The organism is Mycobacterium sp. 050134, assembly GCF_036409085.1.
GTDB lineage: Bacteria > Actinomycetota > Actinomycetes > Mycobacteriales > Mycobacteriaceae > Mycobacterium.
Genome location: NZ_JAZGLV010000007.1, coordinates 114,241 through 139,203, shown reverse-complemented (window position 1 = coordinate 139,203; position 24,963 = coordinate 114,241). Strand labels below are relative to the sequence as shown.

At 69.4% G+C, this 24,963-nt stretch carries 21 protein-coding genes and 1 tRNA gene; 15 read left to right on the top strand and 7 right to left on the bottom strand.

Going from position 1 to position 24,963, the window contains the following annotated elements:
• Positions 1–26 precede the first annotated feature (26 nt).
• Positions 27–1,175 carry an esterase-like activity of phytase family protein gene (locus tag SKC42_RS10290; RefSeq protein WP_330964204.1) on the top strand — a complete coding sequence of 383 codons (1,149 nt, stop codon included), beginning with the start codon at positions 27–29 and terminating at the stop codon, positions 1,173–1,175.
• Here the strand turns inward: SKC42_RS10290 and SKC42_RS10285 are convergent.
• Together SKC42_RS10285 and SKC42_RS10280 are read right to left on the bottom strand one after the other, a co-directional pair.
• Entirely contained in the window at positions 1,131–3,620 is a 2,490-nt protein-coding gene (locus SKC42_RS10285) for an ABC transporter permease (protein WP_330964203.1), read from the bottom strand. The genes SKC42_RS10290 and SKC42_RS10285 overlap by 45 nt on opposite strands.
• Before the next feature lie 120 nt (positions 3,621–3,740).
• Positions 3,741–4,172, bottom strand: coding sequence for a MarR family winged helix-turn-helix transcriptional regulator (locus SKC42_RS10280; protein ID WP_442932089.1), 432 nt, complete (start codon positions 4,170–4,172; stop codon positions 3,741–3,743).
• A gap of 173 nt (positions 4,173–4,345) precedes the next feature.
• On the opposite strand from SKC42_RS10280, the gene SKC42_RS10275 reads away from it, so the two are divergent.
• The 4 genes from SKC42_RS10275 to SKC42_RS10260 are packed head-to-tail and all read left to right on the top strand — an operon-like array spanning position 4,346 to position 9,530.
• Positions 4,346–6,388: an ATP-binding cassette domain-containing protein gene (locus tag SKC42_RS10275; protein ID WP_442932079.1), complete on the top strand. Its 2,043-nt coding sequence runs from the start codon at positions 4,346–4,348 to the stop codon at positions 6,386–6,388.
• Positions 6,385–7,242, top strand: a complete 858-nt coding sequence (locus SKC42_RS10270; RefSeq protein WP_330964201.1) for an energy-coupling factor transporter transmembrane protein EcfT — start codon at positions 6,385–6,387, stop codon at positions 7,240–7,242. The genes SKC42_RS10275 and SKC42_RS10270 overlap by 4 nt, the downstream gene beginning before the upstream one ends.
• 40 nt (positions 7,243–7,282) lie before the next feature.
• Entirely contained in the window at positions 7,283–7,735 is a 453-nt protein-coding gene (locus SKC42_RS10265; RefSeq protein ID WP_330964200.1) for an SRPBCC family protein, read from the top strand.
• Positions 7,728–9,530, top strand: coding sequence for a sulfatase-like hydrolase/transferase (locus SKC42_RS10260; RefSeq protein WP_330964199.1), 1,803 nt, complete (start codon positions 7,728–7,730; stop codon positions 9,528–9,530). Before SKC42_RS10265 ends, SKC42_RS10260 begins: the two co-directional genes overlap by 8 nt.
• On the opposite strand, the gene SKC42_RS10255 is transcribed toward SKC42_RS10260, so the two are convergent.
• A complete protein-coding gene (locus tag SKC42_RS10255) occupies positions 9,527–9,973 on the bottom strand; it encodes an Lrp/AsnC family transcriptional regulator (RefSeq protein ID WP_330964198.1) in 447 nt (148 codons plus the stop codon). The genes SKC42_RS10260 and SKC42_RS10255 overlap by 4 nt on opposite strands.
• 120 nt (positions 9,974–10,093) lie before the next feature.
• On the opposite strand from SKC42_RS10255, the gene ddaH reads away from it, so the two are divergent.
• Genes ddaH through SKC42_RS10235 form a run of 4 tightly spaced genes read left to right on the top strand, consistent with a single transcriptional unit; the run spans position 10,094 to position 14,508 of the window.
• Positions 10,094–10,948 carry a dimethylargininase gene (ddaH, locus tag SKC42_RS10250; RefSeq protein ID WP_330964197.1) on the top strand — a complete coding sequence of 285 codons (855 nt, stop codon included), beginning with the start codon at positions 10,094–10,096 and terminating at the stop codon, positions 10,946–10,948.
• The gene (gene rocD, locus SKC42_RS10245) at positions 10,945–12,171 is read left to right on the top strand and encodes an ornithine--oxo-acid transaminase (RefSeq protein ID WP_330964196.1); all 1,227 of its coding nucleotides are present in this window, start codon (positions 10,945–10,947) and stop codon (positions 12,169–12,171) included. The genes ddaH and rocD overlap by 4 nt, the downstream gene beginning before the upstream one ends.
• 28 nt (positions 12,172–12,199) lie before the next feature.
• Entirely contained in the window at positions 12,200–13,633 is a 1,434-nt protein-coding gene (locus tag SKC42_RS10240; RefSeq protein WP_330964195.1) for an amino acid permease, read from the top strand.
• Positions 13,630–14,508 (top strand): universal stress protein, encoded by an 879-nt coding sequence (locus SKC42_RS10235; RefSeq protein ID WP_330964194.1) that lies wholly within the window; start codon positions 13,630–13,632, stop codon positions 14,506–14,508. Before SKC42_RS10240 ends, SKC42_RS10235 begins: the two co-directional genes overlap by 4 nt.
• Positions 14,509–14,613: 105 nt before the next feature.
• On the opposite strand, the gene SKC42_RS10230 is transcribed toward SKC42_RS10235, so the two are convergent.
• The 3 genes from SKC42_RS10230 to SKC42_RS10220 all read right to left on the bottom strand — a co-directional run bounded on the left by SKC42_RS10230 (position 14,614) and on the right by SKC42_RS10220 (position 17,702).
• Positions 14,614–15,930: an ABC transporter substrate-binding protein gene (locus SKC42_RS10230; RefSeq protein WP_330964193.1), complete on the bottom strand. Its 1,317-nt coding sequence runs from the start codon at positions 15,928–15,930 to the stop codon at positions 14,614–14,616.
• Between the two features lie 82 nt (positions 15,931–16,012).
• On the bottom strand, positions 16,013–16,837 hold the full coding sequence (locus tag SKC42_RS10225) for a carbohydrate ABC transporter permease (RefSeq protein WP_330964192.1): 825 nt from the start codon (positions 16,835–16,837) through the stop codon (positions 16,013–16,015).
• The gene (locus SKC42_RS10220) at positions 16,824–17,702 is read right to left on the bottom strand and encodes a carbohydrate ABC transporter permease (protein WP_330964191.1); all 879 of its coding nucleotides are present in this window, start codon (positions 17,700–17,702) and stop codon (positions 16,824–16,826) included. Before SKC42_RS10220 ends, SKC42_RS10225 begins: the two co-directional genes overlap by 14 nt.
• 46 nt (positions 17,703–17,748) lie before the next feature.
• On the opposite strand from SKC42_RS10220, the gene SKC42_RS10215 reads away from it, so the two are divergent.
• The 6 genes from SKC42_RS10215 to SKC42_RS10190 all read left to right on the top strand — a co-directional run bounded on the left by SKC42_RS10215 (position 17,749) and on the right by SKC42_RS10190 (position 24,272).
• Complete coding sequence (locus SKC42_RS10215) at positions 17,749–19,266, top strand: TldD/PmbA family protein (RefSeq protein ID WP_330964190.1); 1,518 nt, start codon at positions 17,749–17,751, stop codon at positions 19,264–19,266.
• Positions 19,263–20,636, top strand: coding sequence for a TldD/PmbA family protein (locus SKC42_RS10210; RefSeq protein WP_330964189.1), 1,374 nt, complete (start codon positions 19,263–19,265; stop codon positions 20,634–20,636). Before SKC42_RS10215 ends, SKC42_RS10210 begins: the two co-directional genes overlap by 4 nt.
• A 40-nt stretch (positions 20,637–20,676) precedes the next feature.
• Positions 20,677–21,504, top strand: coding sequence for a carboxymuconolactone decarboxylase family protein (locus SKC42_RS10205; RefSeq protein ID WP_330964188.1), 828 nt, complete (start codon positions 20,677–20,679; stop codon positions 21,502–21,504).
• Between the two features lie 28 nt (positions 21,505–21,532).
• A complete protein-coding gene (locus SKC42_RS10200) occupies positions 21,533–22,033 on the top strand; it encodes a nitroreductase family deazaflavin-dependent oxidoreductase (protein ID WP_330964187.1) in 501 nt (166 codons plus the stop codon).
• A 784-nt stretch (positions 22,034–22,817) separates the two neighbouring features.
• Positions 22,818–22,891 (top strand) — tRNA-Ile (locus tag SKC42_RS10195).
• A gap of 205 nt (positions 22,892–23,096) precedes the next feature.
• On the top strand, positions 23,097–24,272 hold the full coding sequence (locus SKC42_RS10190; protein WP_330964186.1) for a tyrosine-type recombinase/integrase: 1,176 nt from the start codon (positions 23,097–23,099) through the stop codon (positions 24,270–24,272).
• 3 nt (positions 24,273–24,275) lie between these two features.
• Here the strand turns inward: SKC42_RS10190 and SKC42_RS10185 are convergent, their stop codons facing one another.
• Positions 24,276–24,464: a helix-turn-helix domain-containing protein gene (locus SKC42_RS10185; RefSeq protein WP_330964185.1), complete on the bottom strand. Its 189-nt coding sequence runs from the start codon at positions 24,462–24,464 to the stop codon at positions 24,276–24,278.
• Positions 24,465–24,963 lie beyond the last annotated feature (499 nt).

Here is a 24,963-nt window from a genome sequence, read left to right as displayed (position 1 = left end):
CCCAATGCGCCCGATAACGTTGAGGTATGGGTCGGTGGCGGCGGGGCGGCCGCAAGATGAGCCACCTGGTGGCGGTCGGCTGCTCCGTCCTCGCCGCGACCGCGTGCACCCCGACGGGCCATCCCCCCGCCCAGCCCCCGCTGCTGGCCTATCTCGGTCAGTCGCAGGTGCCGTTCGACGCCACCTTCGAGAACACGGTGATCGGCGGCCTGTCGGCGATCAGTTACGACGCCGGCCGCCAGCTGTACTACGTGATCAGCGACGACCGCTCCCAAAGGAGCCCGGCCCGTTTCTACACCGTGCAGCTGTCGTTGTCCCCCAAGGGAATCGACAAGGCGACGTTCACCGGCACCCGGCCGCTGTTGGACCAGTCCGGTCAGCCCTTCCGGCCGCTGCAGCTGAACGCCACGCCACCCGTCGTTCCGCCGGACCCGGAGGGCATCGCCTTCGACCCGGGGCGGCAGCGCCTGTATTGGTCCTCGGAGGGCGAACGAATCGCCGCGGGGCCCGTGCTGGAGGACCCCTGGGTGCGGATCGCCGGGCTCGACGGCACCTACCTGGGCCAGTTCACGCTGCCGCCGGACCTCGCCATGTCGGCGCAGCAGACGGGGCCGCGGCGCAACCTGGCGCTGGAGGGGCTGACGCTGACGCCAGACGGGCGATGGGTGTTCGCCGCGATGGAGGACCCCGGCTACAACGACGGCCCGGCCAGCGACGACGGCCACCAGGTGCTGACCAGGGTCACGAAGTTCGAGGCCGCCACCGGCACCCCGATCGCGCAGTACGCCTACCCGATGGACGCCCCGCCGCCGCCCGCCGACCTCAACGGGGTGTCTGATCTCGTCGCGCTGTCCGACACGACGTTTCTGGTGTTGGAGCGGTCCGACTCGGTGCCCCCGCGTGTCCGGATCTACCGCGCCGACGTCGACGCGGCGACCGACGTCTCGGCCGTGCCGTCCCTGCAGCACGCGGCGCTGACCCCGATGACCAAATCGTTGGCCGCTGACCTGGGTTCGACGCCGGGGCTGGGGACGCCCGACAACCCCACCGACAACGTCGAGGGCATCACCCTGGGCCCAAAACTGCCCGACGGCCGCCAGTCGGTGGTGCTGGTCACCGACAACAACTTCTCACCGACTCAGATCACTCAGTTCCTGCTGTTCACGATGCGGTGAGGGGGCGCCGGTCGCGCGCCTCGGGGGTCGCAGCCGGTACAGCACCACGCCGGACGCGATCGCGCCGAAGAGCATGAGCATGACCATGTCGAAAACCCACCAGCCGCTGTAGTGCGCCCACATCTCGGCGTTGGCGGCCAGGTCGTCGACCCGCCGCAGGTCGACCGTGGACGCCGACGCGGCGAAGCCCCACTGCGCCGGCACAAACCACGAGATCTGCTGGAATCCCCACTTGCTCACCAGGGGGACCAGGCAGCCGTCGAACAACAGTGATGCCAGCACGACGGGCACGAACAGCGGCAGCACCTCCCGCAGCGACTTGCCGAGCGTCGACAGCGCGAGGCCCACCATGGCCGAGACGATGGCCGTGACGGCCGCGCTCACGTACAGCTCGAAGGTCGCGTTGTGCAGCAGGACCGCGCCGTGCACCGGACCGCCCTTGACGGCGACCAGCACCGCGAACACGACGGCCGTCAGGAGCGCGGCGGCGACGCTGAACACGGCGGCCTTCGCCGCCAGGTACGCGGAGGCCGATAGCCCGACGGCCTGTTCGCGGCGGAACACGTGCCGCTCGGCGACGACGACGCGGATGGTCAGCGCCGTGCCCAGGATGACCGCGGCGATGTTGAGGGCGGCCAGGATCTCGACGGCTTCGTGGGGGTTGTCGCTGCTCGGCGTGGGCCGGTCGAGGCCCGAATCCCCGGGGATGAGCACGGCCAGCGCCGCCAGGAGGAACGGCAGCACCGCCCAGAACAGGAAGTAGACCCGGTCGACGAACAGCAGGCGAATCTGCCGGCGCGTCAGCATCGCGACCTGGCGCTTGAGCGGCAGCGCCGCGGGCGGCAGCCACGGCGCCGCGGCCTCGGGGGGCGATGGCGCACCGGAGGCCTCCCGCGCGGCGAGATACGCGCGGTGGGCGGCCCCGGGATCGGCGCTGACCAGCGCGAGGACCTCCGCCCAGTCGCTGGTTCCCATCGCGGACTCGACCTGCAGCGGTGTCCCGAGGAAGGCCGGGCCGCCGGCGGCGGTCAGCACCAGGACCTGGTCGCACATGTTCAGGTCGCCCAGCGCCGACTGCGGCGACACGGAGACCACGACGACGCAACCGATGTCGGCCTGGCGGCGCAGCACGCTCATGACGTGGTTCTGCTGGGCGGCGTCGAGCCCGGCGCCCGGGTCGTCGACGACGAGCAGCGTCGGCCTGGTGATGAGCTCGACCGCCATCGACGCACACCGACGCACCTCCGGCGGCAGCTTGGTGATCCGCGTGGCCCGGTGTTCCGTCAGGTCTAGCTCCTCGAGCACCTGGTTGACTAAGCGCTCGCGGTGCTCCGGCGATGTTTCCGGCGGCAGACGCAGCTCGGCGGCGTAGCTCAGGGCCCGCTCGACGGTGAGCCGGGCGTGGACGCACTCGTCGCGCGTCACGATCCCGATGCGCGTGCGCATGGATTCCGGTTCGGCGCGTACGTCGTGGCCGTCGACGGTGACCTGACCGGTGCCGTCGGACCTGGTGCCGGCCAGCAGCGCCAAAAGCGCCGAGTTCCGCGCCGCCGACGGTCCGGTCACCGCCGTGAAGCTGGCGGGGCGCGCGGTGAACGAGATGTCCGAGAGGACCTCGTGGCCGTCGACGGTGAGTCCCAGCCCGTGCGCGGAGACCCCGAGTGTCCGCGCGCCCGACCGCAGCGGCAAGCGGTAGGTGGAGCTGCCCTCTTCAGTGCGGAAGGACGGCCGCGCGACGCGGAACTTGCGCGTGACCATCCTTTCGATCAGCCCCTGGCCCTTCTGCTCGTCGGCCGGCGCCTCGGGCGGCTGTTCCGCGACGGGTGGCGCGGGCGCGACGGGTGGCGACGGTGGGGGCCCGGCCGGCCCCGGTTGGGTGCCGCGTTGGGACGGCGGCGGTGGGGGGACCCGAATGTGCTCGGTGCCGCGCTCCGTCGGAGCCCGCAGGTCCGGGCCGTCGGGTGCGTCGGGACGGCCACGCGGCGCCTGGCCGGAAATCGGTGGGGGAGGCGGATACCGAGGCGGCTGCCCAGGGGGCGGCGACGCGACCCGCGGCGGCGGCGGATACGGGGGGCGCTGCGGCGGCGCCGGGGGCCGCCCCGCCGGGGCGCCGAGCTGAAAGACCAGCCGCGGGCCGCGCTGCGGATCGCCGAGACTGACCACCTGCCCGTGCTGGATGTCGACGGTCGGCACCCGGGCCCCGCTGACGAATAACCCGACCGGACTCCGCTCGATCGCCACCCAGTGGTGTCCGGTGAACCGCAGCACCAGCTCGACGCGGGGCGCCGGCGGCCGCGTGGCCGCGTAGCCCAGCCGCTCCAGCGGGATGTCGCACGGCGGGCCGTAACCCACGAGCACGTCGCGGCCCGGCGCGAAGACGTATCGCGCCGATCCGACCAGCACCGTCAACGGAGAGGCCGGAAGGGCAGAAGCCTCGCTCCGCATGCCGCCACCTCTCGTCACCGGTCAGCTCGATCGCGCCGGGAAATTCGAATCCGCCCCCAAAACCCTAGAGCTCAAGTGTCTACCCGCTGGCCGCGCTTCATCCACCGGGGCGCGCGCAGATCACTCGGCGCCGCGGCGCCCCATGGTCGAGGCGTTGTCGAGGAGCCGGCGCAACACCTGGACCGCCTCGGTCAGCACCTCGCGATCCGCGGGCTCGAGCTGAGCCAACTGCGGCGCGATCGCGGCGGCACGGTCGGCCCGGACGGCGTTGATGGTGCGTTTCCCCTCCGGGGTGATCCGAATCCGGACCGCCCGGGCGTCGCAGGGATCGACCATCCGGGTGACCAGGCCGGCGTCCTCGAGCCGGCGCACCTGGGTGGTCATCGTCGGCTGGGAGCAGTGGTCGAGGGCGGCCAGGTCGCCGATGCGGGCCTCACCCTGGACCTCGATGGTCGCCAGGAGCCTGGCCTGGGCCGCGGGCAGCGGCATCTGGATGCGCTGCGTTGCCAGCCGGTTCACCCGCGCCACCACGGCGAGCAAGTCCGCTCCCAGCGCGGTCTCCTGCCGGGCGTTCGCGGCGTCGACGCCCTCGGTACGGTTCGCGGCGGATGCGTTCATACCTCCATGGTTGCATAGCTTTGCTATGGGAGAAGAGTGATGTGTCGCGCCGGCTCCAAACAGCGTGCTACCGGGGCAAGGCGCTGCGGCCTGGCAGAATCGGTGAAGTGATCGCGTCCGCCCCCTTGCCTTCGCGCCACCGGCGTGGGGCGTTGCAGCCGGGCGAACTGGCCCAGGCGTCGGTCATGGCGGCGCTGTGCGCCGTCACCGCGATCATCTCCATCGTCGTCCCCTTCGCGGCGGGCCTGGCGTTGCTGGGCACGGTGCCCATGGGCCTCCTCGCGTACCGCTACCGCTTCCGCGTGCTGATCGCCGCGACGGTTGCCGCCGGCGTGATCGCCTTCCTGATCACCGGGATGGGCGGGTTCATGGCCGTGTTCAACAGCGCCTACATCGGGGGGCTGACCGGCACGGTCAAACGCAAGCGCCGCGGCAAACCCACGGTGGTCGTCACCGGCCTGATCGCCGGCCTCCTCTTCGGCGGCCTCATGGTGGGCGCGCTGGCCGTCCTCACCCGTCTCCGCCACCTGATCTTCAAGGCGATGACGTCGAACGTGGAGGGCCTCGTCACCGCGATGAACCACGTGCACCTGCAGGGTGCCGGCGCGGGTTTCAAGCGCTATTTCGATGCCGGGCTTGCCCATTGGCCGTGGGTCTTCCTCGTGTACTTCGTCATCTCGGTGCTGATCGTCTCCCTGATCGGTTGGTGGGCGCTGTCCCGCGTGCTCGAGCGGATGCAGGGGGTGCCCGACGTCCACAAATTGGACGCCCCGGTCACCGACGCCGACCGTCCCGTCGGCCCGGTCCCCGTGCGGCTGGACCACGTGCGCTTCCGGTATCCGGGCGCCGGCCAGGATGCGCTGCGCGAGCTCAGCCTGGAGCTGCGGGTCGGCGAGCACGTGGCGATCACCGGGGCCAACGGCTCCGGCAAGTCCACGCTGATGCTGATCCTGGCCGGCCGCGAGCCCACGTCGGGCACCGTCGAGCGTCCTGGCGCCGTGGGCCTTGGCAAGCTCGGGGGCACCGCCGTCGTCCTGCAGCATCCGGAAAGCCAGGTCCTGGGCACCCGGGTCGCCGACGACGTCGTCTGGGGTCTGCCGCCGGGCACCAACGTCGATGTGCCGCAACTGCTTCAGGAGGTCGGCCTCGACGGACTCGGCGAACGCGAGACCGGCAGCCTGTCGGGCGGTGAACTGCAGCGGCTCGCGCTCGCGGCGGCGTTGGCCCGGGAACCGTCGCTGCTCATCGCCGACGAGGTCACCAGCATGGTCGACCAGCAGGGCCGCGACGCCCTGCTCGGCGTGCTGTCCGGCCTCACCAAGCGGCACCGGACCGCCCTCGTGCACATCACGCACTACAACAACGAGGCGAACTCCGCGGACCGCACGATCAACCTCAGCGACTCACCGGACAACACCGACATGGTGGAGACCGCCAGCCCGCCGACCTCGGCCCCCGTCGTCGAGCGCGGCTCCAACGCACCCGTGCTCGAGCTCATCGACGTCGGGCACGAATACGGCAGCGGCACCCCGTGGGCCAAGACCGCGCTGCGCGACATCAACTTTGTGGTGGAGCAGGGCGACGGTGTGCTGATCCATGGCGGCAACGGCTCCGGAAAGTCGACCCTGGCATGGATTCTGGCCGGGCTCACCGTCCCGACCACCGGCGCCTGCCTGCTGGACGGCAAGCCCACGCACGAGCAGGTCGGCGCGGTGGCGCTGTCGTTCCAGGCGGCCCGGCTGCAGCTGATGCGCGGCCGCGTCGACGAGGAGGTGGCCTCCGCGGCGGGCTTCTCGCCGCGCGACGAGGACCGGGTGGCCGCGGCGCTCGGCGTCGTCGGGCTCGATCCCGCCCTGGCCAAGCGGCGGATCGATCAGCTCAGCGGCGGGCAGATGCGCAGGGTGGTGCTGGCCGGGCTGTTGGCGTGCTCGCCGCGGGCGTTGATCCTCGACGAGCCGCTGGCCGGGCTCGACGCGGCCAGCCAGCGCGGGTTGCTGCGCCTGCTGGAGGACCTGCGCCGCGACCGTGAGCTGACTGTCGTCGTCATTTCCCACGACTTCGTCGGGCTGGAAGGCCTGTGCCCGCGCACGCTGCACCTGAGCAACGGCGTGCTGGTACCGGTCTCGGCGGTCACGGGTGGCATGTCATGACCACAACCACGTCGGCCGACCCGTCACCCGGCCGGACCCGGCGCAACCCGCGCCCGGTGGTGCTGCTGGTTCCGGTGCCCGGGACCTCGCCCATTCACGAGCTCTGGGCGGGCACCAAACTGCTTGCCGTATTTGGCTTTTCGGTGTTGCTGACGTTTTATCCCGGGTGGGTGGCGATCGGGCTGGTGGCCGCGCTGGTGTTCGCGGCGGCCAGGATCGCGCACATTCCCCGCGGCGCGCTCCCGTCGGTTCCCCGGTGGTTGTGGGTCATTCTCGCGCTCGGCGGCGTCACGGCGGCGCTGGCCGGCGGCAGCCCGAAGGTTTCGGTCGGCGGCCTCGAGCTCGGGCTTGGGGGCGGCCTGAACTTCCTGCGCATCACCGCGCTGTCGATCGTGCTGCTCGGGCTCGGGGCGATGGTGTCGTGGACCACCAATGTCGCCGAGATCGGCCCGGCGATGGCGTCGCTGGGCCGGCCGTTGCGGCGCTTGCGGATTCCGGTGGACGAGTGGGCGGTCGCGCTGGCGCTGGCGCTGCGGGCCTTCCCGATGCTGATCGACGAATTCCAGGTGCTTTCCGCCGCCCGCCGCTTGCGGCCCAAGCGGATCCCGAGGGGCCGTAAGGCCCGCCGCCGGCGGCACGCGCCCGAGCTCATCGACCTGCTCTCGGCGGCCATCACCGTGACGCTGCGCCGCGCCGACGAGATGGGCGACGCGATCACCGCCCGCGGCGGCACCGGTCAGATCTCGGCCAACCCGGCGCGACCGAGGCTGGCCGACTGGGTGGCCTTGGCCATCCTGCTCGCGGTCAGCGGCGCGGCGATCGCGCTCGAAACGCTATTGCACGCTACTCAGTAAAACCATCCTGGGAAGGTCACCGGTCGCGTAGCTTGAGCGCGTGGCCGACATTCAGCGCTCGCGGCGCATCGCGGCTCGCCCGCAGAAGGTCTGGGACGTGCTCGGGGACTTCGGGTCGATCAGCTCGTGGGCCGGCAACGTCGACCACTCGTGCGTCTTGTTCTCGGGTCCCGGCGGCGGCCCCGTCGGCACGGCCCGCCGGGTGCAGGTCGGCCGCGACGCCCTCGTCGAGCGCATCACCGAGTTCGACCCGCCCCGCGCGCTGGCCTACGAGATCGACGGGTTGCCCCGCCTCCTGCGCCGGGTGACGAACCGCTGGACGGTCGAGCCGGGCCCCGGCGATTCGGCCGTGGCGACCCTGACGAGCGCGGTCGACATCGGCCCGCACCGGCTGCAGCGGCTTGTCGAACGCGCGCTGTGCCGCTACCTCGCCCGACAGTCCGACGTGATGCTCGCCGGGCTCGCGAACCGATTGGAGCAGGCCCGTGTCTGACCGGCCCGATGTGATCATCATCATGACCGACGAGGAACGGGCGATGCCTCCCTACGAGGCGCCCGAGGTGCGCGCGTGGCGGGATCGAATCCTGGCCGGGCGCAAGTGGTTCGACGATCACGGGGTCAGCTTCGCCCGGCACTACACCGGCTCGCTGGCTTGCGTGCCGAGCCGCCCGACGATCTTCACCGGGCACTACCCGGACCTGCACGGCGTCACCCAGACCGACGGCCTCGGCAAGACGGCCGACGACTCGCGGATGCGCTGGCTCCGGCAGGGCGAGGTGCCGACGCTCGGCAACTGGTTCCGCGCGGCGGGTTATGACACCCACTACGACGGCAAGTGGCACATCTCGCACGCCGACCTCATCGACCCGGCGACAAGTCGCCCGCTGGCGACCAACGACGACGACGGCGCCGTCGACCACGCCGCGGTGCGGCGCTATCTGGACGCCGATCCGTTGCGGCCGTTCGGCTTTTCGGGATGGGTGGGGCCGGAGCCGCACGGGGCGCTGCTGGCCGACGCCGGCGTCCGCCGCGACCCCCTGATCGCCGACCGGGTGGTGGACTGGCTGACCGACCGCTACGCGCGCCGCCGCGCCGGCGACGCGGACGCGCTGCGCCCCTTCCTGCTGGTGGCCAGCTTCGTCAATCCCCATGACATCGTGCTGTTTCCGACGTGGTCGCGGCGCGGACCGCTGGGCCCGTCGCCCGTGGACCCGCCCCCGGTGCCGCCGGCGCCCACCGCGGACGAAGACCTGTCGACCAAGCCGGCAGCGCAGATCGCGTTCCGCGAGGCCTACTACTCCGGCTACGGCCCGGCGCCGGCCATCCACCGGGCCTACGACCGCAACGCGCAGCGCTACCGCGACCTCTACTACCGGCTGCACGCCGAGGTCGACGGGCCGATCGACCGGGTCAGGAGGGCCGTCACCGAGAGCGGGTCGCACGACGCGCTGCTGGTCCGCACCGCCGACCACGGTGACCTGCTGGGGGCGCACGGCGGCCTGCACCAGAAGTGGTTCAACCTGTACGACGAGGCCACCCGGGTTCCGTTCGTCATCGCCCGCATCGGTCCGCGCGCCACCAAGCCGCGGGTCGTGACGGCGCCGACGTCGCACGTGGACCTGGTCCCGACGCTGCTGGGGGCCGCCGGTATCGACGTCGACGCGGTGGCGGCGACGCTCGCCGGGTCCTTCTCGGAAGTGCACGAGCTGCCGGGCCGCAACCTCATGCCGATCGTCGAGGGTGGGCCCGCTGACGAGGCGCGGCCCGTCTACCTGATGACTCGTGACAACGTGCTTGAGGGCGACACCGGCGCCTCGGGGCTGGCGCGCCGCCTCAAGCGAACGGTCAATCCGCCCGTGCCGCTGCGGATCCGGATCCCGGCTCACACGGCGTCCAACTTCGAGGGCCTGGTGCTCCGCGTCGACGACGTCCCCGGTGGCGCCGGGCATCTGTGGAAGCTGGTGCGCACGTTCGACGACCCGGGCACCTGGACCGAGCCGGGTGTCCGACAACTGGCGGCCAACGGCCTTGGGGGAGAGGCGTATCGGACATCCCCGCTCGACGACCAGTGGGAGCTTTACGACCTCACCGCCGATCCGGTGGAGGCCGTGAACCGGTGGACGGACCCGGCTCTGCACGAGCTGCGGCAGCACCTGCGCATGCAGCTCAAGCAGGCCCGGGCCGCCGCGGTTCCGGAGCGAAACCGGCCGTGGGCCTACGCATCCCGGCGGCCACCGACGCCCGACCCGTCGCGGTTGCGGCGCTGGTGGCGTTCGTTGCGCGGCTAGGGCCGCGCGCGGTCGATCAGGTTCGACAGCACGACGATGCTCTCGCTGCGTTCGACGTCGGCGCTCGACCGGATCCGCTCCAGCGCGATCTCGAGGTGCCGCATGTCGCGCGCCAGCACGTGCAGGATCGCGTCGGGCGTTCCGGTCACCGTGGCGGCGCTGATCACCTCGGGGATGTCCACCCAGGCCGCGCGCAGCGCGTCGGGTGCGATCCTGCCGTGGCAGAACACCTGCACGTACGCCTCGGTGTTCCAGCCGAGCGCATTGCGGTCCACCACGGTGGTGAAACCCTTGATCACCCCGTCGTCGATCATCCGGTCGACGCGCCGTTTCACCGCCGGCGCGGACAGATTCACCCGCTGGCCGATCTCAGCAAAGGTGGCGCGCGCGTGCTCGGCCAGCTCTGCCAGGATGCGCTCGTCGGTCTCGTCGAGCCGTTCCATCATCCTCCCCGCACTCACGCAATAGATCTCTGAATTCTTGAGTTCAGCGCAATGGATCGAGTATAGACACGCAATAGGCGTCGTTTGATTTGTTCTGATGGCCCAAAATATCGTTGATTCATGACGGACCTCCATCCCGCCGCCGTCGCGACACCGGAGCGGCAGCGCCCCGGTCGGACGCCGCGCCCCCGCCGCTACGCGATGACCCCGCCCCTCTTCTTCGCCGTCGAATACGCCATCAACCCGTGGATGGACACCACGACACCCGTCGACGTCGACCTCGCCACCGCACAGTGGCAGCACCTGCACGAGACCTACGTGGGGCTGGGCCACGCCGTCGACGTGGTCGAGCCCGTGGCCGGCCTGCCCGACATGGTCTACGCCGCCAACGGCGGCTTCATCGCCAACGATGTGGCGGTGGTCGCCCGCTTCCGGTTCGCCGAGCGGTCCGGCGAGTCGACGGCCTACGCGCGGTGGATGTCGTCGGCCGGCTACCGACCCGTGTCCACCCGGCACGTCAACGAGGGCCAGGGCGACCTGCTGCTCGTCGGCGAAACGGTGTTGGCGGGGTATGGCTTTCGCACCGATCCGCGGGCGCACGCCGAGATCGCCGCGGCGGTGGGGATGCCGGTGGTGTCGCTGGAGTTGGTGGACCCGCGGTTCTATCATCTCGACACCGTGCTCGCCGTCCTCGACGACCGCACGATCGCCTACTACCCGCCCGCCTTCAGCCAGTCGGCGCAGCGTCGGTTGCAGCGGCTGTTCCCGGACGCCATCGTGGTCGCCAGCGCCGACGCATACGCGTTCGGGCTCAACGCGGTCTCTGACGGCCTGCACGTCGTGCACCCCTACGCGGCAACGGGTTTCGCGGTGCAACTGCGGGAGGCCGGGTTCGAGCCGATCGGTGTCGACCTGTCCGAGCTGCTCAAGGGCGGCGGGTCGGTGAAGTGCTGCACATTGGAGGTGCATTCGTGACAATCCTGGCCGACACGGCAACCGAGGCCGCCATCGCCTCGGCCGAAAGGCATGCCGCACAAAACTATTCGCCGATACCGGTGGTCGCGGCCAGCGCCGAGGGCGCGTGGATCACCGATGTTGATGGGCGGCGCTACCTGGACTGCCTGGCCGCGTACTCGGCGGTGAACTTCGGCCACCGCAACCCCGAGATCACCGCGACCGCGCACGCGCAGCTGGATACGGTCACCTTGGTGAGCCGCGCGTTCCATTCCGACCGGCTCGGGCCGTTCTGCGCCGCGCTCGCCCGGCTCTGCGGCAAGGACATGGTGCTGCCGATGAACTCCGGCGCCGAGGCCGTCGAGAGCGCTTTGAAGGTGGCGCGCAAGTGGGGCGCCGAGGTCAAGGGCGTCCCCGCCGGGCGGGCCAACATCATCGTGGCGAACAACAACTTCCACGGCCGCACGATCAGCATCGTCAGCTTCTCCTCGGACCCGGTCGCCCGCAGCGGTTTCGGCCCGTTCACGCCGGGCTTCCGGTCGGTGTCGTTCGGCGACGCCGCCGCGCTGGCGCGGGCGATCGACGGCGACACGGTGGCGGTGCTGCTCGAGCCCATTCAGGGCGAGGCCGGCATCATCGTCCCGCCGGACGACTACCTGCCGGCCGTGCGCGCACTGTGCAGCGAGCACGACGTGCTCCTGATCGCCGACGAGATCCAATCGGGCCTGGCCCGCACCGGCCACACGTTCGCCTGTGACCGGTGGGGCGTCGTCCCCGACGTGTACCTGCTCGGCAAGGCGCTCGGCGGCGGGGTGGTCCCGCTGTCGGCCGTGGTGGCCGACCGCGACATCCTCGGCGTGCTGCGGCCCGGCGAGCACGGCTCGACGTTCGGCGGCAACCCGCTGGCCGCGGCGATCGGCAGCACCGTGGTTTCGATTCTGGAGCGGGGGGAATTCCAGGCTCGTTCTGCTGAATTGGGCGCGCACCTGCACGGACGGCTGGAGGGCATGATCGGCGACGGCGTGGTCGCGGTCCGCGGTTTCGGGCTGTGGGCGGGCGTCGACGTCGATCCGTCGTTGGGCACCGGCAAGGAGATGAGCCTGCGGTTGGCCGACCGTGGTGTATTGGTCAAGGACACGCACGGTTCGACGCTGCGGTTCGCTCCGCCGCTGGTGGTCACCCGGGAGGAGATCGACTGGGCCGTTCGTCAGTTCGCTGCGGTGTTGTGGGAGGCTGGCCCATAATCAGCTGGTCCAGCAACAGGAGGGGTACTTGCCAGCGACGTCGATCGGCCTGACCGAGCAGATGTTGCGGCGCCGTCCGGCTTCCGGCGCCGACGGGGGCGACCAGCTCAAGCGCAGCATCGGCGCCTTCCAGCTGACCATGTTCGGGGTCGGGTCGACCGTCGGCACCGGCATCTTCTTCGTCATGTCGCAGGCCGTGCCGGAGGCCGGGCCGGGCGTGATCCTGTCGTTTTTGATCGCCGGTGTCGCGGCCGGGCTGGCGGCCATCTGCTACGCCGAATTGGCCTCGGCGGTGCCGGTTTCCGGTTCGTCGTACTCCTACGCCTACACCACGATGGGTGAGGTCGTCGCGGTGGGCGTCGCAGCCTGCCTGCTGCTGGAATATGGGGTGTCGTGCGCGGCGGTCGCGGTCGGTTGGAGCGGCTACCTCAACAAGCTGCTGACCAACCTGTTCGGATTCGCGCTGCCGCACGCGTTGTCGGCTGCGCCCTGGGACTCTGAACCCGGCTACGTGAATCTGCCGGCCATCTTGCTGATTTGGATGTGCGCGCTGCTGCTGATCCGCGGCGCCAGCGAATCGGCCCGGATTAACGCGATCATGGTGGTGATCAAGCTCGGCGTCCTGGTGATGTTCGTGATCATCGCGTCGACCGCGTTCGACGCGCACCACCTGCAGGACTTCGCGCCCATGGGCGCCGCGGGCATCGGTTCGGCGGCCGGCACCATCTTCTTCTCCTACATCGGCATGGATGCGGTGTCGACCGCCGGCGACGAGGTGAAGGATCCGCAGAAGAGCATGCCGCGCGCCATCATCGCGACCCTAGTGACCGTCACCACCGTCTACATCCTGGTCGCGATCGCCGCACTGGGCACCCAGCCGTGGCAGGCCTTCGCGGGCCAGGAGGAGGCCGGGCTGTCCACCATTCTGGAGAACGTCACCCACGGCCGCTGGGCCAGCACCGTATTGGCCGCGGGGGCGGTGATCTCGATCTTCAGCGTCACGCTCGTGAGCATGTACGCCCAGACCCGCATCCTGTTCGCGATGGGCCGCGACGGGCTGCTGCCCTCGCGCTTCGCGCGAGTGAACGCGCAGACTATGACGCCGGTGGACAACACGATTATCGTCGGCATCGCGGCCTCCGGGCTGGCCGCGCTGGTCCCGCTCCAGAAGCTGACGGACATGGTGTCCATCGGCACGCTCACCGCGTTCACCGTGGTCTCCATCGGGGTGGTCGTCCTGCGCGTGCGCGAGCCCGACCTGCCCCGCGGCTTCCGGGTGCCGGGATACCCGGTGACGCCGATCCTTTCCGTCCTGGCCTGCGGGTACATCCTCGCCAGCCTGCACTGGTACACCTGGATCGCGTTCAGCGGCTGGCTGTTTGCGGCGCTGGTCTTTTACTTGCTGTGGGGTCGTCACCACAGCGCCCTCAATGATGCTGATCGCCCGAAGGAAGTGCCGTGACCGTCGTCGTCGGTTACCGGGCCGGAAACGTCGGGTTGTCGGGATTGCACCTGGCGCTGCGCGTGGCGCGGACGCTGGGTACGTCGCTGACGGTGGCGACTGTTGTGCCCAAGCCGTGGCTGACACCGTCCCGCGGACGCGGCGACACGCCCTACGAGCGCTGGATGGAAACCCTGGCCGCCAAGTCGGCCAAGGAGGCGGCGGCCCACCTGCACGGCGTCGCCGAGGGGATCGACGTCGGCTACGTCAGCCGGGCGCACCGGTCGGTGTCGGGGGGACTGATCGAGGTCGTCGCGGACGTCAGCGCCGACGCGCTGGTGCTCGGCGCGTTACCCAGCGGCGGGCGCGGGCAAGTGGTGATCGGCTCCACCGCCGATTGGCTGTTGCACGCCTCCACCGTGCCGGTGGCGATCAGCCCCGGCGATTATCCCTCGGGCGCCGGCAGATTGGCGCGGCTCACCTGCGCCTACTCGGCCACCCCCGACACACTCGACGTGGTGCGGCGCTGCGTCGAGTTCTGCCGGCAATTCGCGGTGCCCATGCGGATCGTCACCTTCGCCGTTCGCGGCAAGACCATGTATCCGCCCGAGGTGGGGCTCGGCGTCGAGGATGCGATCCTCGAGGCGTGGGCGTCGCAGGCGCGAGAGATCTTGCAGCGCTTGAAGACCGACGGCATGGTCGGCGACGACGTCGAGCTGCAGGTGGTGACCGGCCGCAGCTGGCAGGAGGCGCTCGCGGCGGCCGAGTGGCAGGAAGGCGAGATCCTGGCGCTGGGCACCCGGCCTCGTGGCGACATCCGCAGGGTTTTCCTCGGTTCGCGCAGCGGCAAGATCATCCGCGAGAGCCCGGTGCCTGTGCTGGTGCTGCCGGGTTAGCCGGTGGCTGCGAGGCCCGTGTTCCATCGTCGAGATCGACGTTGCCGCGGAAAACCGCGAGTGGGCCACACGGTGGTGTCGAATTCGGCGTCGAAACGAATGAGGTCAGCGTCGTGCCGCGGCGTTGGCCGCGGCCTGCGCCCGGCTCAGCGTGGTCGCGATGTCGCCGCGGCCCAAGAACATCTCGTCGAGGTACGGCTGCAGGGCCGTGTCGCCGGCGGGGAAACCGGCGCCGCCCGGCGCCGGTATGCGCGGGCCGTCAAGGACCGCGAAGAACGGCGTGACGTCGACGCCCCTACCGGCCCAGTAGTCGAAGTACCTCGGCTGGGCGGCGAGCACCGCCGGAATCGCGTCGCCCCGACGGCCCAGATAGGCGTTGCCCTCGGCGCTGCCCATCCAGGCCAGCACCTCGCGCACCGCGTCGGGGTGCTTGGTCGCGGAATTACCCACCGCCGCAATGCCGTTGGTGACACTGACTCGGCCCGCCGGGCCGGTCGGCATCATTGCGATCCCCCAGTGGAAGCGGGCGTCGCGGGCCACCGGCGCGAGGTTGTAGGTGCCGGACTGGAACAGCGCCATCCGGCCCGCCAGGAATTGGTTGCGGGAGAAGTCGCCGTTGTCGTTGGTGTCGGAGGCGGGGGGCGCGACGTGGTCGTCGTTGATCAGGCCCACCAGATAGCGGAAGGCCTGCACGGCGCCGGGATTGGCGAAGGCGAACTGGTCGCCGCGCTGGAACACTCCGCCGGCCGAGCCGATGTAATTGAGGTAGATGCCCTGGGGGTCGTTGGCGGCGTTGTAACCCCACTGCCGGACGCGCCCCGGGTTGAAACCGGCTGTGCCCGCGGCGTTTCCATTCTCGTCGAGGGTGAGGCGGGCCAGCACCGGGCGCAGCGTGTCGTCGGGGCCGGGGCTCCACCGCACGTCGTTCAGCTCGGCGGGGTCGACGCCGGCCGCCTTGAGCAGGTCCGCGTTGTAGTAGACGGCGATGCCGGCGTCGGTCAGCTGCGGCACCCCCCACAACGCGCCGCCGCGGGTGAACTGGTCGACCACCGCCGGCTCCCAGCCCGGCGCCCTGTCGATTCGCATCAGCCGGCCGCTGTCGGCGTAGGCGGCGAGGTAGGCGTTGGACATCCAGAAGATGTCGTCGGCGCTGCCGCCGGCCACGTCGGTGCGCAGGGTGTTGAAGTAGGTGGAGTAGGCGACCAGGTTGACGTGCACGTCGATGTCCGGGTGGCGCTTGGTGAACTCCTCGAACGACTGCCGGTAGGCGGCGGCGATCTGGTCTGCCCAGATGCGCACCGTCACCACCGTCTTGCCGTGCGGCGTGCCGGAGTAGTCGAGCAGCACCGCCGCGGCGGCGAGCAGTGCGGCGACGAGCGCGACCGCCGCGGCGGCCATCGTGGAAAAGCGTGGCCTGCTCACCGTGTGCGCCGAGATCGCCGGGGTGGTCGTGGGTCGTGGGAGTTCGCGGCCCTCACCGCAATTTGGGCGTCCCGCGCGCGACTCATTTGAGCCCCGACACCACGATCGACGCGACGATGTGACGCTGGAACGCCGCGAACAACGCGATCAGCGGGACGATCGCGACCGTCGTCGCCGCCATCACCAACGTCCACTGCGAATTGAACCGCGACTGCAGATCCGCGGTCGCCACGGTCAGCACCCGCCACCGGTGCCCGCTCGTGATCACCAGCGGCCACATGAAGTTGTTCCATTGCGACACCACCGTGATCAGCGTCAGGGCCGCCAGCACCGGGCGGCTGGACGGGATGATGACGTGCACGATCACGTCCAGCGTGTTGGCGCCGTCCAGGCGGGCGGCGTTGATCAGGTCGTTCGGGATGATGCGGAAGTGCTCGCGCAGCAGGAAGATCGCGTACGGGGACCCGAACATGAACGGCAGCACCAGCGCCCAGAAGGTGTTGCGCAGGCCCAGCTGCGCCATCATCAGGTACATCGGCACCACCGTGACGGTGCCCGGCACCATCAGGGTCGCGATGTACACCCAGAACAGCGCGTCGCGCCCGGGAAACTCCAAGCGCGCGAACGCGTATGCGGCCAGCACCGAGAACGTCAGCTGTCCCACCAGGATCACCGCGGTCATGAGGGCGGTCACCGCCGCCGCGCGGCCGAACCCGGCTCCGGCCAGATCGGTGTAGTTGGCGAGCGTGGGCGGCCGGGGCAGCTGCAGCGGCGTGCCCGTGGCGAACTGGTGCGCCGACGTGAACGACGTCAGCAGGCCGAGCAGGAAGGGCACCAGCGTGATCAGCGCGCCGACCGTCAGCCCGACGTAGATCAAAGCGTTCGAGATGCGGCTAGGTGAGGTCATAGCTGATCCGCCGCCGAAAATAGAGCTGCTGCATGGCCGTGACGCCAATCAGGATGATGAACAGCACCACCGCCATCACCGACGCCCGCCCGATCGCCGCCGCCCCGAACGCCTCGGCGTAGATGCGGTGCGCCACCAGGTCGGTGCTGCCGGCCGGGCCGCCGCCTGTCAGCGCATAGACCGTATCGAAAACCTGTGCCGCGCTGACAATCCCGGTGACCAGGACGAAGAACGTCGTCGGCCGCAGCATGGGCAGCGTGATGCGCCGGAACCGCTGCCACGCGGTTGCGCCGTCGGTGCGGGCGGCGGCATGGATGTCGTCGGGGATGGCGAGCAACCCCGCGAGAAACGACAGCGAGACGTAGCCGACGTTGGTCCAGACGACGACGGCCGAGACGAGCGGCAGCGCGAAGCTGGGATCGGACAGCCACTCGATGCTGTGGCCCAGCACCGTGCTCACGGCGCCGTCGGTGGGGGCCAGGATCCAGCGCCACAGCACCGCTATCGCCAGGGGCGCGCAGATCCACGGCAGCACGTACAGCGTGCGGAACAGGCCGGTGCCCGGGAGCTGGCGGGCCAGCATCGTCGCGGCCGCCAGCCCCAGCACCGTCTGCGCCGGGACCACGATCGCCACGAACCCGGCCGTGACGAGCAGCGAGTTGCCGAAGCCGGCGTCGGTCAGCACCGACCGCCAGTTGGCGAAACCCACGTAGTGCAGCGGACCGAGCAGGTCCCAGCGGCAGAGGCTGAGCCAGACCACGACCAGGATGGGCAGCAGCAGAAAGGCCAGCACACCGAACAGGCTGGGGGCCAGCAGGGCGTAGCCCAGCGCGGGGGAGCGGGGCTGTCGGGCGGCGCCGGCCATGGAGGTATTAAAGCGGGCGGTAACACGCGGTGGTTACGGTGTAGCCGTGACACTGAACCGGGGGATCGATGCCGACTTCCTGGACCTGCCGCGCCATCAGCTCGCCGAAGCCGCGCTGTCGGCGGCCACCGCGGCCGGGGCCAGCCACGCCGACCTGCGCATACACCGCATCAGCAGCGAGACCATTCAGCTGCGCGACGGCGAGCTGGAGACCGCCGTCGTCAGCCGCGAGGTCGGCCTGGCGGTGCGGGTGATCGTGAACGGGACCTGGGGATTCGCCTCGCACGCGGAGCTGGCGCCGTCGGTCGCCGCGGAGACCGCGCGCCGCGCGGTGCAGGTGGCGAGCACGCTGGCGGCGCTGAACAACGAGCGCGTCGAGCTGGCCGCCGAGCCGGTGTACGCCGACGCCATCTGGGTGTCGGACTACCGGATCGACCCGTTCGGCATCCCCGCGACCGAGAAGATCGCCGTGCTCGAGGAGTATTCCGGCCGGCTGCTGGGGGCCGACGGCGTCGACCACGTCTCGGCCGGGCTGCACGCCGTCAAGGAGCAGACGTTCTATGCGGACACGTTCGGGTCGTCGATCACCCAGCAGCGGGTGCGGGTGCTGCCGTCGCTGGAGGCGGTGACAGTCGACGCCGCGGCGGGCACCTTCGATTCGATGCGCACGCTGGCGCCGCCGATGGGGCGCGGCTGGGAGGCGCTGGCCGGCGACGAGGTGTGGAACTGGACCGACGAGCTCGCGCAGCTGCCGACGTTCCTCGCCGAGAAGGTGAAGGCGCCCAGCGTGACGGCGGGGCCCACCGACCTGGTGATCGACCCCAGCAACCTGTGGCTGACCATCCACGAATCGATTGGCCACGCAACGGAATATGACCGCGCGATCGGCTACGAGGCCGCCTACGCCGGCACCTCGTTCGCCACGCCCGACAAGCTGGGGACCATGCGGTACGGGTCGCCGGTGATGAACGTGACCGCCGACCGCACCGTGCAACACGGCCTGGCCAGCATCGGTTACGACGACGAGGGGGTGGCCGCGCAGAGCTGGGACCTGGTGCGCGACGGCATCTTTGTTGGCTACCAGCTGGACCGGGTGTTCGCGCCGCGGCTGGGGCAGTCGCGGTCCAACGGCTGCTCGTACGCCGACTCGCCGCACCACGTGCCGATCCAGCGGATGGCCAACGTGTCGCTGCAGCCGGCGCCCGAGGACATCAGCACCGCCGATTTGATCGGCCGGGTCGAGGACGGCATCTACATCGTGGGCGACAAGTCGTGGTCGATCGACATGCAGCGGTACAACTTCCAATTCACCGGCCAGCGATTCTTCCGCATCCGCGACGGCCGCCTCGACGGCCAGCTGCGCGACGTGGCCTACCAGGCCACCACCACCGACTTCTGGAACTCCATGGAAGCGGTGGGCGGACCGTCCACCTGGCGGCTCGGAGGGGCGTTCAACTGCGGCAAAGCCCAGCCCGGGCAGGTCGCCCCGGTAAGCCACGGCTGCCCATCGGCGTTGTTCCGCGGCGTCAACGTGCTCAACACCCGGACCGAGGGCGGCCGATGATCACCCCGCAACACGTCGTCAACCTCGTGCTGGAGGAGGCCGCCAAGCTCGGCGGCGCCAGCGAGACCCTGGTGCTGGTCACCGACCGCGTCGAGGCGACGCTGCGCTGGGCCGGCAATTCGATGACCACCAACGGGGTGTCGGTGAACCGCAGCATCGCGGTGATTTCCGTGGTGCGTCAAGGTGATACCGCGCAGATCGGCACGGTGGTGTCGGCCGAGGTCGATCCGCGGGTGATCCCCGGCCTGGTGGCGGCCTCGCAGGACGCCGCGCACGGCGCGCCGGAGGCCGGCGACGCCGCGCCGCTGCTGGCCGACGCCGGGGTGCCCGCCGACTGGGACGCGCCCGTGCCGGGCACCGGGCCGCTGGTGTTCGCCGACGTCGCCGACTCACTGAGCCGGGGATTCAAAGGCGCCAACCGGCTGTACGGCTTTGCGCACCACAGCGTGTCGACGACGTTCCTGGCGTCGTCGACCGGTCTGCGCCGGCGGTACACGCAGCCCACCGGCGCGGTCGAGATCAACGCCAAGCGCGGCGACGCGAGCGCCTGGGCGGGTGTCGGCACGCCCGATTTCGTTGATGTGCCGACGGATTCGCTGCTCGACGACCTGTCGACGCGACTGGGCTGGGCCGAGCGCCGCGTCGATCTGCCCGCGGGGCGTTACGAGACGATCATGCCGCCCTCCACGGTGGCCGACATGATGATCTGCCTCGCCTGGTCGATGTCCGGGCGCGCCGCGCAGGAGGGTCGCACCGCGTTCTCGGCGCCGGGCGGCGGGACCCGGGTGGGGGAGCGGCTCACCGACCTGCCACTGACGCTATTCTCCGATCCGATGGCGCCGGGCCTGGCGTGCACGCCGTTCGTCGCGGTGAACAGCTCCTCGGAGACGGTGTCGGTGTTCGACAACGGCATGGAGATCGGCCAGGTGGACTGGATCCGCGATGGGGTGATCAACGCGCTGGCCTACCCGCGCGCCACCGCCGCGAAGTTCGACGCGCCGGTCGCTGTCGCCGCGGACAACCTGGTGATGACGGGCGGCTCGGCCGACCTCGCCGACATGATCGCCGGGACCGAGCGCGGCCTGCTGCTGACCACGCTGTGGTACATCCGCGAGGTCGACCCCACGACGCTGCTGCTGACCGGCCTGACCCGTGACGGCGTGTACCTCATCGAGGACGGCGAGGTGACCGCGGCCGTTAACAACTTCCGGTTCAACGAGAGCCCGCTCGACCTGCTGCGCCGGGCCACCGAGGCCGGGGCCAGCGAGCCCACGCTGCCGCGGGAATGGGGCGACTGGGCCACCCGGGCGGCCATGCCGTCGCTGCGCATCCCCGACTTCCACATGTCGTCGGTGAGCCAGGCGCAATAGCCGATTGCCCCGCGCGGGGCCGCGTCCTAGCGTGTGACGAATGCTGACGCGGTTGGTGGAGCTGTCCCCGGGCGACGGGCGCGTCTCGGCGCTGGTGCGACGGGTGTGCGCGCAGACGATGTCGTTGCCGCCGTTGCCCGCCCCCGTCGAGGCCGGCGAGCCCGAATCGGAGGCCGAGGCCGTCGTCGCCGAATTCGCCGAGCAGTTCAGCGCTGACGTCTCGGCCATCACCGCCGAGCAGCGGTCCCGCCTGTATAGGCAATTGGGCGACAGCACCTTCGGCGTGGTGGTGCTCATGTTCATCGCCGACTTCGTACCGCGGGTACGGGCCGGGTTCGAGGCCCTCGGCGTCGGGTCGGAGCACCTGGGCTGGGTGGACGGGCCGGTTGAGTGGGACCAGACCACCGAGCCGTCCGGCCCGCTGTTCAACGATTTCCTGCCGGCGGTGGCGCGGATGCGCGCGCTCGACCCGGTCATCTCGGAGCTGGTGCGGCTGCGCGGGGCCGCGCAGCACAACTGTCGGCTGTGCAAATCGCTGCGCGAGGGCACCGCGCTGGACGCCGGCGGATCGGAGTCGCTGTACGGCGAAATCGAGCGATTTCAGACATCCGGGGTGCTCGACGGCCGCGCTAAAGCAGCGCTTCGCTACACCGATGGGTTAATTTGGACGCCTGCGCACCTCGTCGCCGATGATGTCGCCGAGGTGCGCTCGGGGTTCTCGCAGGCCGAGGCCGTGGAACTCACCTTCGACATCATGCGCAATGCCAGCAATAAAATCGCCGTTTCCCTGGGTGCCGACGCCCCGCGCGTCGAGGAGGGCACCGAACGGTATCTGATCGGCGCCGACGGCCAGACGGTGTTCAGCTGACCCGCGTGCCTATGATGGGGAGGGTGCCTTGAGACGATTCAGCCCACTTCGGGGCCGGCGGTTGCGGTGGGACGAGGTGGCGTTCGAGCGCTTCGCCATGAGCCGTGTCGGCTACGTGGCCGGCTCGCGGTTGGCGCCGGCGATCGACAAGACCCTGGTACCCCGGTCCAAGGGGCGGCTGAGCACGATGGGCGTCGACAAGGTGGGGATGGTGACGACGACCGGCGCCAAGTCCGGGCAGCCGCGCTCGCAGCCGTTGGCGTTGATCGACGACGGTAAGGGCCTGCTCGCGATCGGGTCGAACTACGGGCGCGAGAAGCATCCCGCGTGGAGCGCCAACCTGCTGGCCCATCCGGAGTGCACGCTCGAGTTCAGGGGCGAGACCAAGCCGTACCGGGCCGAGCTGCTGACCGGCGGCGAGCGCGCCGCCGCCTGGGCGACCGCCGTCGACTCCTACGCCGGGTATGAGAACTACCGGGAGCAGTGCGCGCCGCGGGACATCCGGATCTTCCGGCTGCGACCCGCTTGAGCGCTTGCTAGTTATAGTTAGCCGCCGCCACCCCCGCCGCCGCCCTCGGGTACGTAGTACCAGTCGACATCGGTGTCGGGATCGGCGCTGACCGTGATCTTGGCCGGGTGAGTTGCCTCGGCCAAGGCCACTATTGGCGCCGCGCCTATCGCCGCGACGGAGAGCGCTGCGAAAGCGACCCGTGGAATAGGTCGACAACCGACCGCTATTCTGCCCATTACACATTTCCTTTCAGGCATCGTTGACCTTGGGTAATGCGCGCATTAAGTGCGTAGTGTGCGCCGAATGTGACTGCAATGCCACTAACGGACGTAACGGGCGAGTAAAAGAAGAATACTCTTGTGTTTCGTCTTGAGGCGTGTCATGCGGGTGGTTGCGGTCTCGGGAATGCCTGGTGAGGTGGCTGGCGGCCTTCGCCATCGGGTGCAGCTGACGCGAGGTGCACGGGACTCCGCGTTTGAATCCTTCGTGCGGAGCGCCCGACGCGCTCTTCGGTCAAGCGGGCTGTATAGATTCCAAGGCTCAGAGGTAAATTCGGCATTCCTGGCCCGCCCGTTGGAATGGCGAAATTGATTCAATTGGGGCTGTGTAATTCGGGCGATTACACCGCCGCTGCTCGCCGTCCCTGACGCGACGTGCATTCGTCTATGCGGAATCCTCGCCGCAGGAGCGGCGGCCTGGTGATCCCGCATCCTCGGTTGGGCCCTGCTGGCTGAGGCCCGAGCCCGACGCGTCGCAGGGTAGATTGGCTCAGCGTCGGAACGCAGCGTGCGAGTCTGCACCGGGGGCGGTAGCTCAGTTGGTTAGAGCCGCGGACTCATAATCCGTTGGTCGCGGGTTCGAGCCCCGCCCGCCCCACACATAAAATGCAGCTCAGACCGTATATGTAGTTCGTCGTCGTAGTTTGCTGAAATCTCTTAGTCCGCACACAGTCCGCAGGAGTATGGTTGGCCTGGTGAGGCGTAGTGCGCGCGCAGGTGTAGAAGATCGCTGGCACCGTCCGCCACGGCGCGGAGAGCGGGTGCCGTATCCCAGCGATGACCCCAGCCCAGGCAGCTGGTGTATGAACTCCAAACACGGGACAGCCGGCACGCAGGTCATTACCGCTCGGCACGGGCAGGGCAAGCGATGGATGGCCCGGTGGGTCGACCATGACGGAAATGAGCGGAGCAAGGCATTCGACCGCAAGGCCGAGGCCCAGAACCACATCGGCGCCGTCACGACGGCGCTCACCGCCGGCACGTACGCCGACCCGAAGCGGGCGTCGGTCTGCTTCAGCGTTGTGGCCGAAGAATGGTTCGCGGTAAAGGCACAGAATCGGTCGGCGCTCAAACGGTTGAAGCCAAAAACACTGGCGGGATATCGGCGGTTACTCGACGTAGTGGTGTTGCCGAAATGGGGTCAGACCAAGCTCAAGGACATCGATCACGACGCGATCCAGGCTTGGGTGTGGTGGCTGGCTACCGATCCTCGCGCCCGCCAGCGACCTGCTAAAAGCGCCGAGGACAAAATCACGCCCGTGGGGCTATCGGCTGCGCGAGTAATTCAATCCTTCCAAGTGGTGGATCAGGTCCTCACCTATGCCGTGCGGAAGCATTACATCGGCGCCAATCCCGCGGAGGGTGTGGAACAACCCCGCAAGTCGTCACGCGAGGATGTGGCGCTGAGCCATGACCAGATACGCCGGCTCGCCGAGGCCCGCGCCGAGATCCGCGCGATGGTGTACGTCTTGGCCTACGGCGGCATGCGTTACGGGGAACTTGCGGCCACACGGGTGGGGGACGTGGACTTGACGCGTCGCCGCATCCGAGTGTCTCGATCGGTTACCTATGTCACGGGTGACGGGCACGTGGAGGACGACACCAAGACGCACCAGGACCGCATCGTGCCGATCCTGACCGAGTTCTTGGCCGCCACGTTGGCCGACGTGATCGCGGACCGAGACCCCTCTGAGTATTTATTCCCTCATCACGACGGCGGTCCGATACCGCTGGATTGGTTTCGGTGGCGTTTCGATAAGGCCGCCGACCAGGTGTGCTTGACGGGTATCAGTCCAAAAACCCTGCGGCACACCGCCGGGTCCTTGGCATTGGGGGCTGGCGCATCTGTGGTGACGGTACAGAAGCTGTTGGGACACAGGTCACCGATGACGACAATGAACGTCTACAGCCACATGCTTCCGGATGACTTCGACAACCTGGCAAAGGCGATGGATCAGGCCGCGCGCGTGGCGGAATAGGTTTCACCCACCCCGAGCCGTCGCGGCCTTCTCGGTGGCCACCCAGGCGTTAAGGTCGGCCTTGTCGTAGAACACCTTGCCGCCAAGGGAATACGATCGCGGGCCGGTCCCGCAGGTTCGGTACCAGCGGAGCGTGTTGACCGGGATATTGAGGTATTCAGATGCTTGTCGCAATGTCAATCGGTCGGACATAGGGTTACCACCTGTAGTGACGAACTTTGCGCGGCCGTCATGCCGGGTCGCGCCTTGGCTCATCAAGTTGCTCTTGCTCCCGCCCGATCGCGTCGCTCGACAGATATGGGTCGTGGCGCCTCGAGACGGGCACGTGCATCAAGTGGTGAACTTGTCCGGCCGGCAACATCTCGCGGCCCTTAACACCCTTATCTGTCATCGCTATTCACAAGCCAGGCAGGTCAAGCAACTTGTCGGGTCCTGCATTGAGAGGGCCATGCTTTTACTCTAGGCAGCCATCCACAGGCCCCTGTGCACAATCTTCGAGGATCGTCGCGGTTCTCGGCCTGGCGCACGTCCTGCGAGTTCTCATTGGCTATATGCGTCATGGTCAGGTTCGGCCGTGAACGCATGGGTTGCGCGATGACTGGTCGCCAACTCCCGAGTAGGTATTCAACCGAGCATCTTCGGGCTTGCTCACTTGGAGCGAGAGGTCGTCAAGACTCAGCAAGCACAGGCA

Coding starts and splice junctions, on each gene's coding strand:
- SKC42_RS10220 (WP_330964191.1), bottom strand. CDS start 17,702: ATGGCCGGCGCCGCCCGACAGCCCCGCTCCCCCGCGCTGGGCTACGCC.
- SKC42_RS10225 (WP_330964192.1), bottom strand. CDS start 16,837: ATGACCTCACCTAGCCGCATCTCGAACGCTTTGATCTACGTCGGGCTG.
- SKC42_RS10290 (WP_330964204.1), top strand. CDS start 27: ATGGGTCGGTGGCGGCGGGGCGGCCGCAAGATGAGCCACCTGGTGGCG.
- SKC42_RS10285 (WP_330964203.1), bottom strand. CDS start 3,620: ATGCGGAGCGAGGCTTCTGCCCTTCCGGCCTCTCCGTTGACGGTGCTG.
- SKC42_RS10185 (WP_330964185.1), bottom strand. CDS start 24,464: ATGTCCGACCGATTGACATTGCGACAAGCATCTGAATACCTCAATATC.
- SKC42_RS10270 (WP_330964201.1), top strand. CDS start 6,385: ATGACCACAACCACGTCGGCCGACCCGTCACCCGGCCGGACCCGGCGC.
- SKC42_RS10190 (WP_330964186.1), top strand. CDS start 23,097: ATGAACTCCAAACACGGGACAGCCGGCACGCAGGTCATTACCGCTCGG.
- SKC42_RS10210 (WP_330964189.1), top strand. CDS start 19,263: ATGATCACCCCGCAACACGTCGTCAACCTCGTGCTGGAGGAGGCCGCC.
- SKC42_RS10255 (WP_330964198.1), bottom strand. CDS start 9,973: ATGGAACGGCTCGACGAGACCGACGAGCGCATCCTGGCAGAGCTGGCC.
- SKC42_RS10205 (WP_330964188.1), top strand. CDS start 20,677: ATGCTGACGCGGTTGGTGGAGCTGTCCCCGGGCGACGGGCGCGTCTCG.
- ddaH (WP_330964197.1), top strand. CDS start 10,094: ATGACGGACCTCCATCCCGCCGCCGTCGCGACACCGGAGCGGCAGCGC.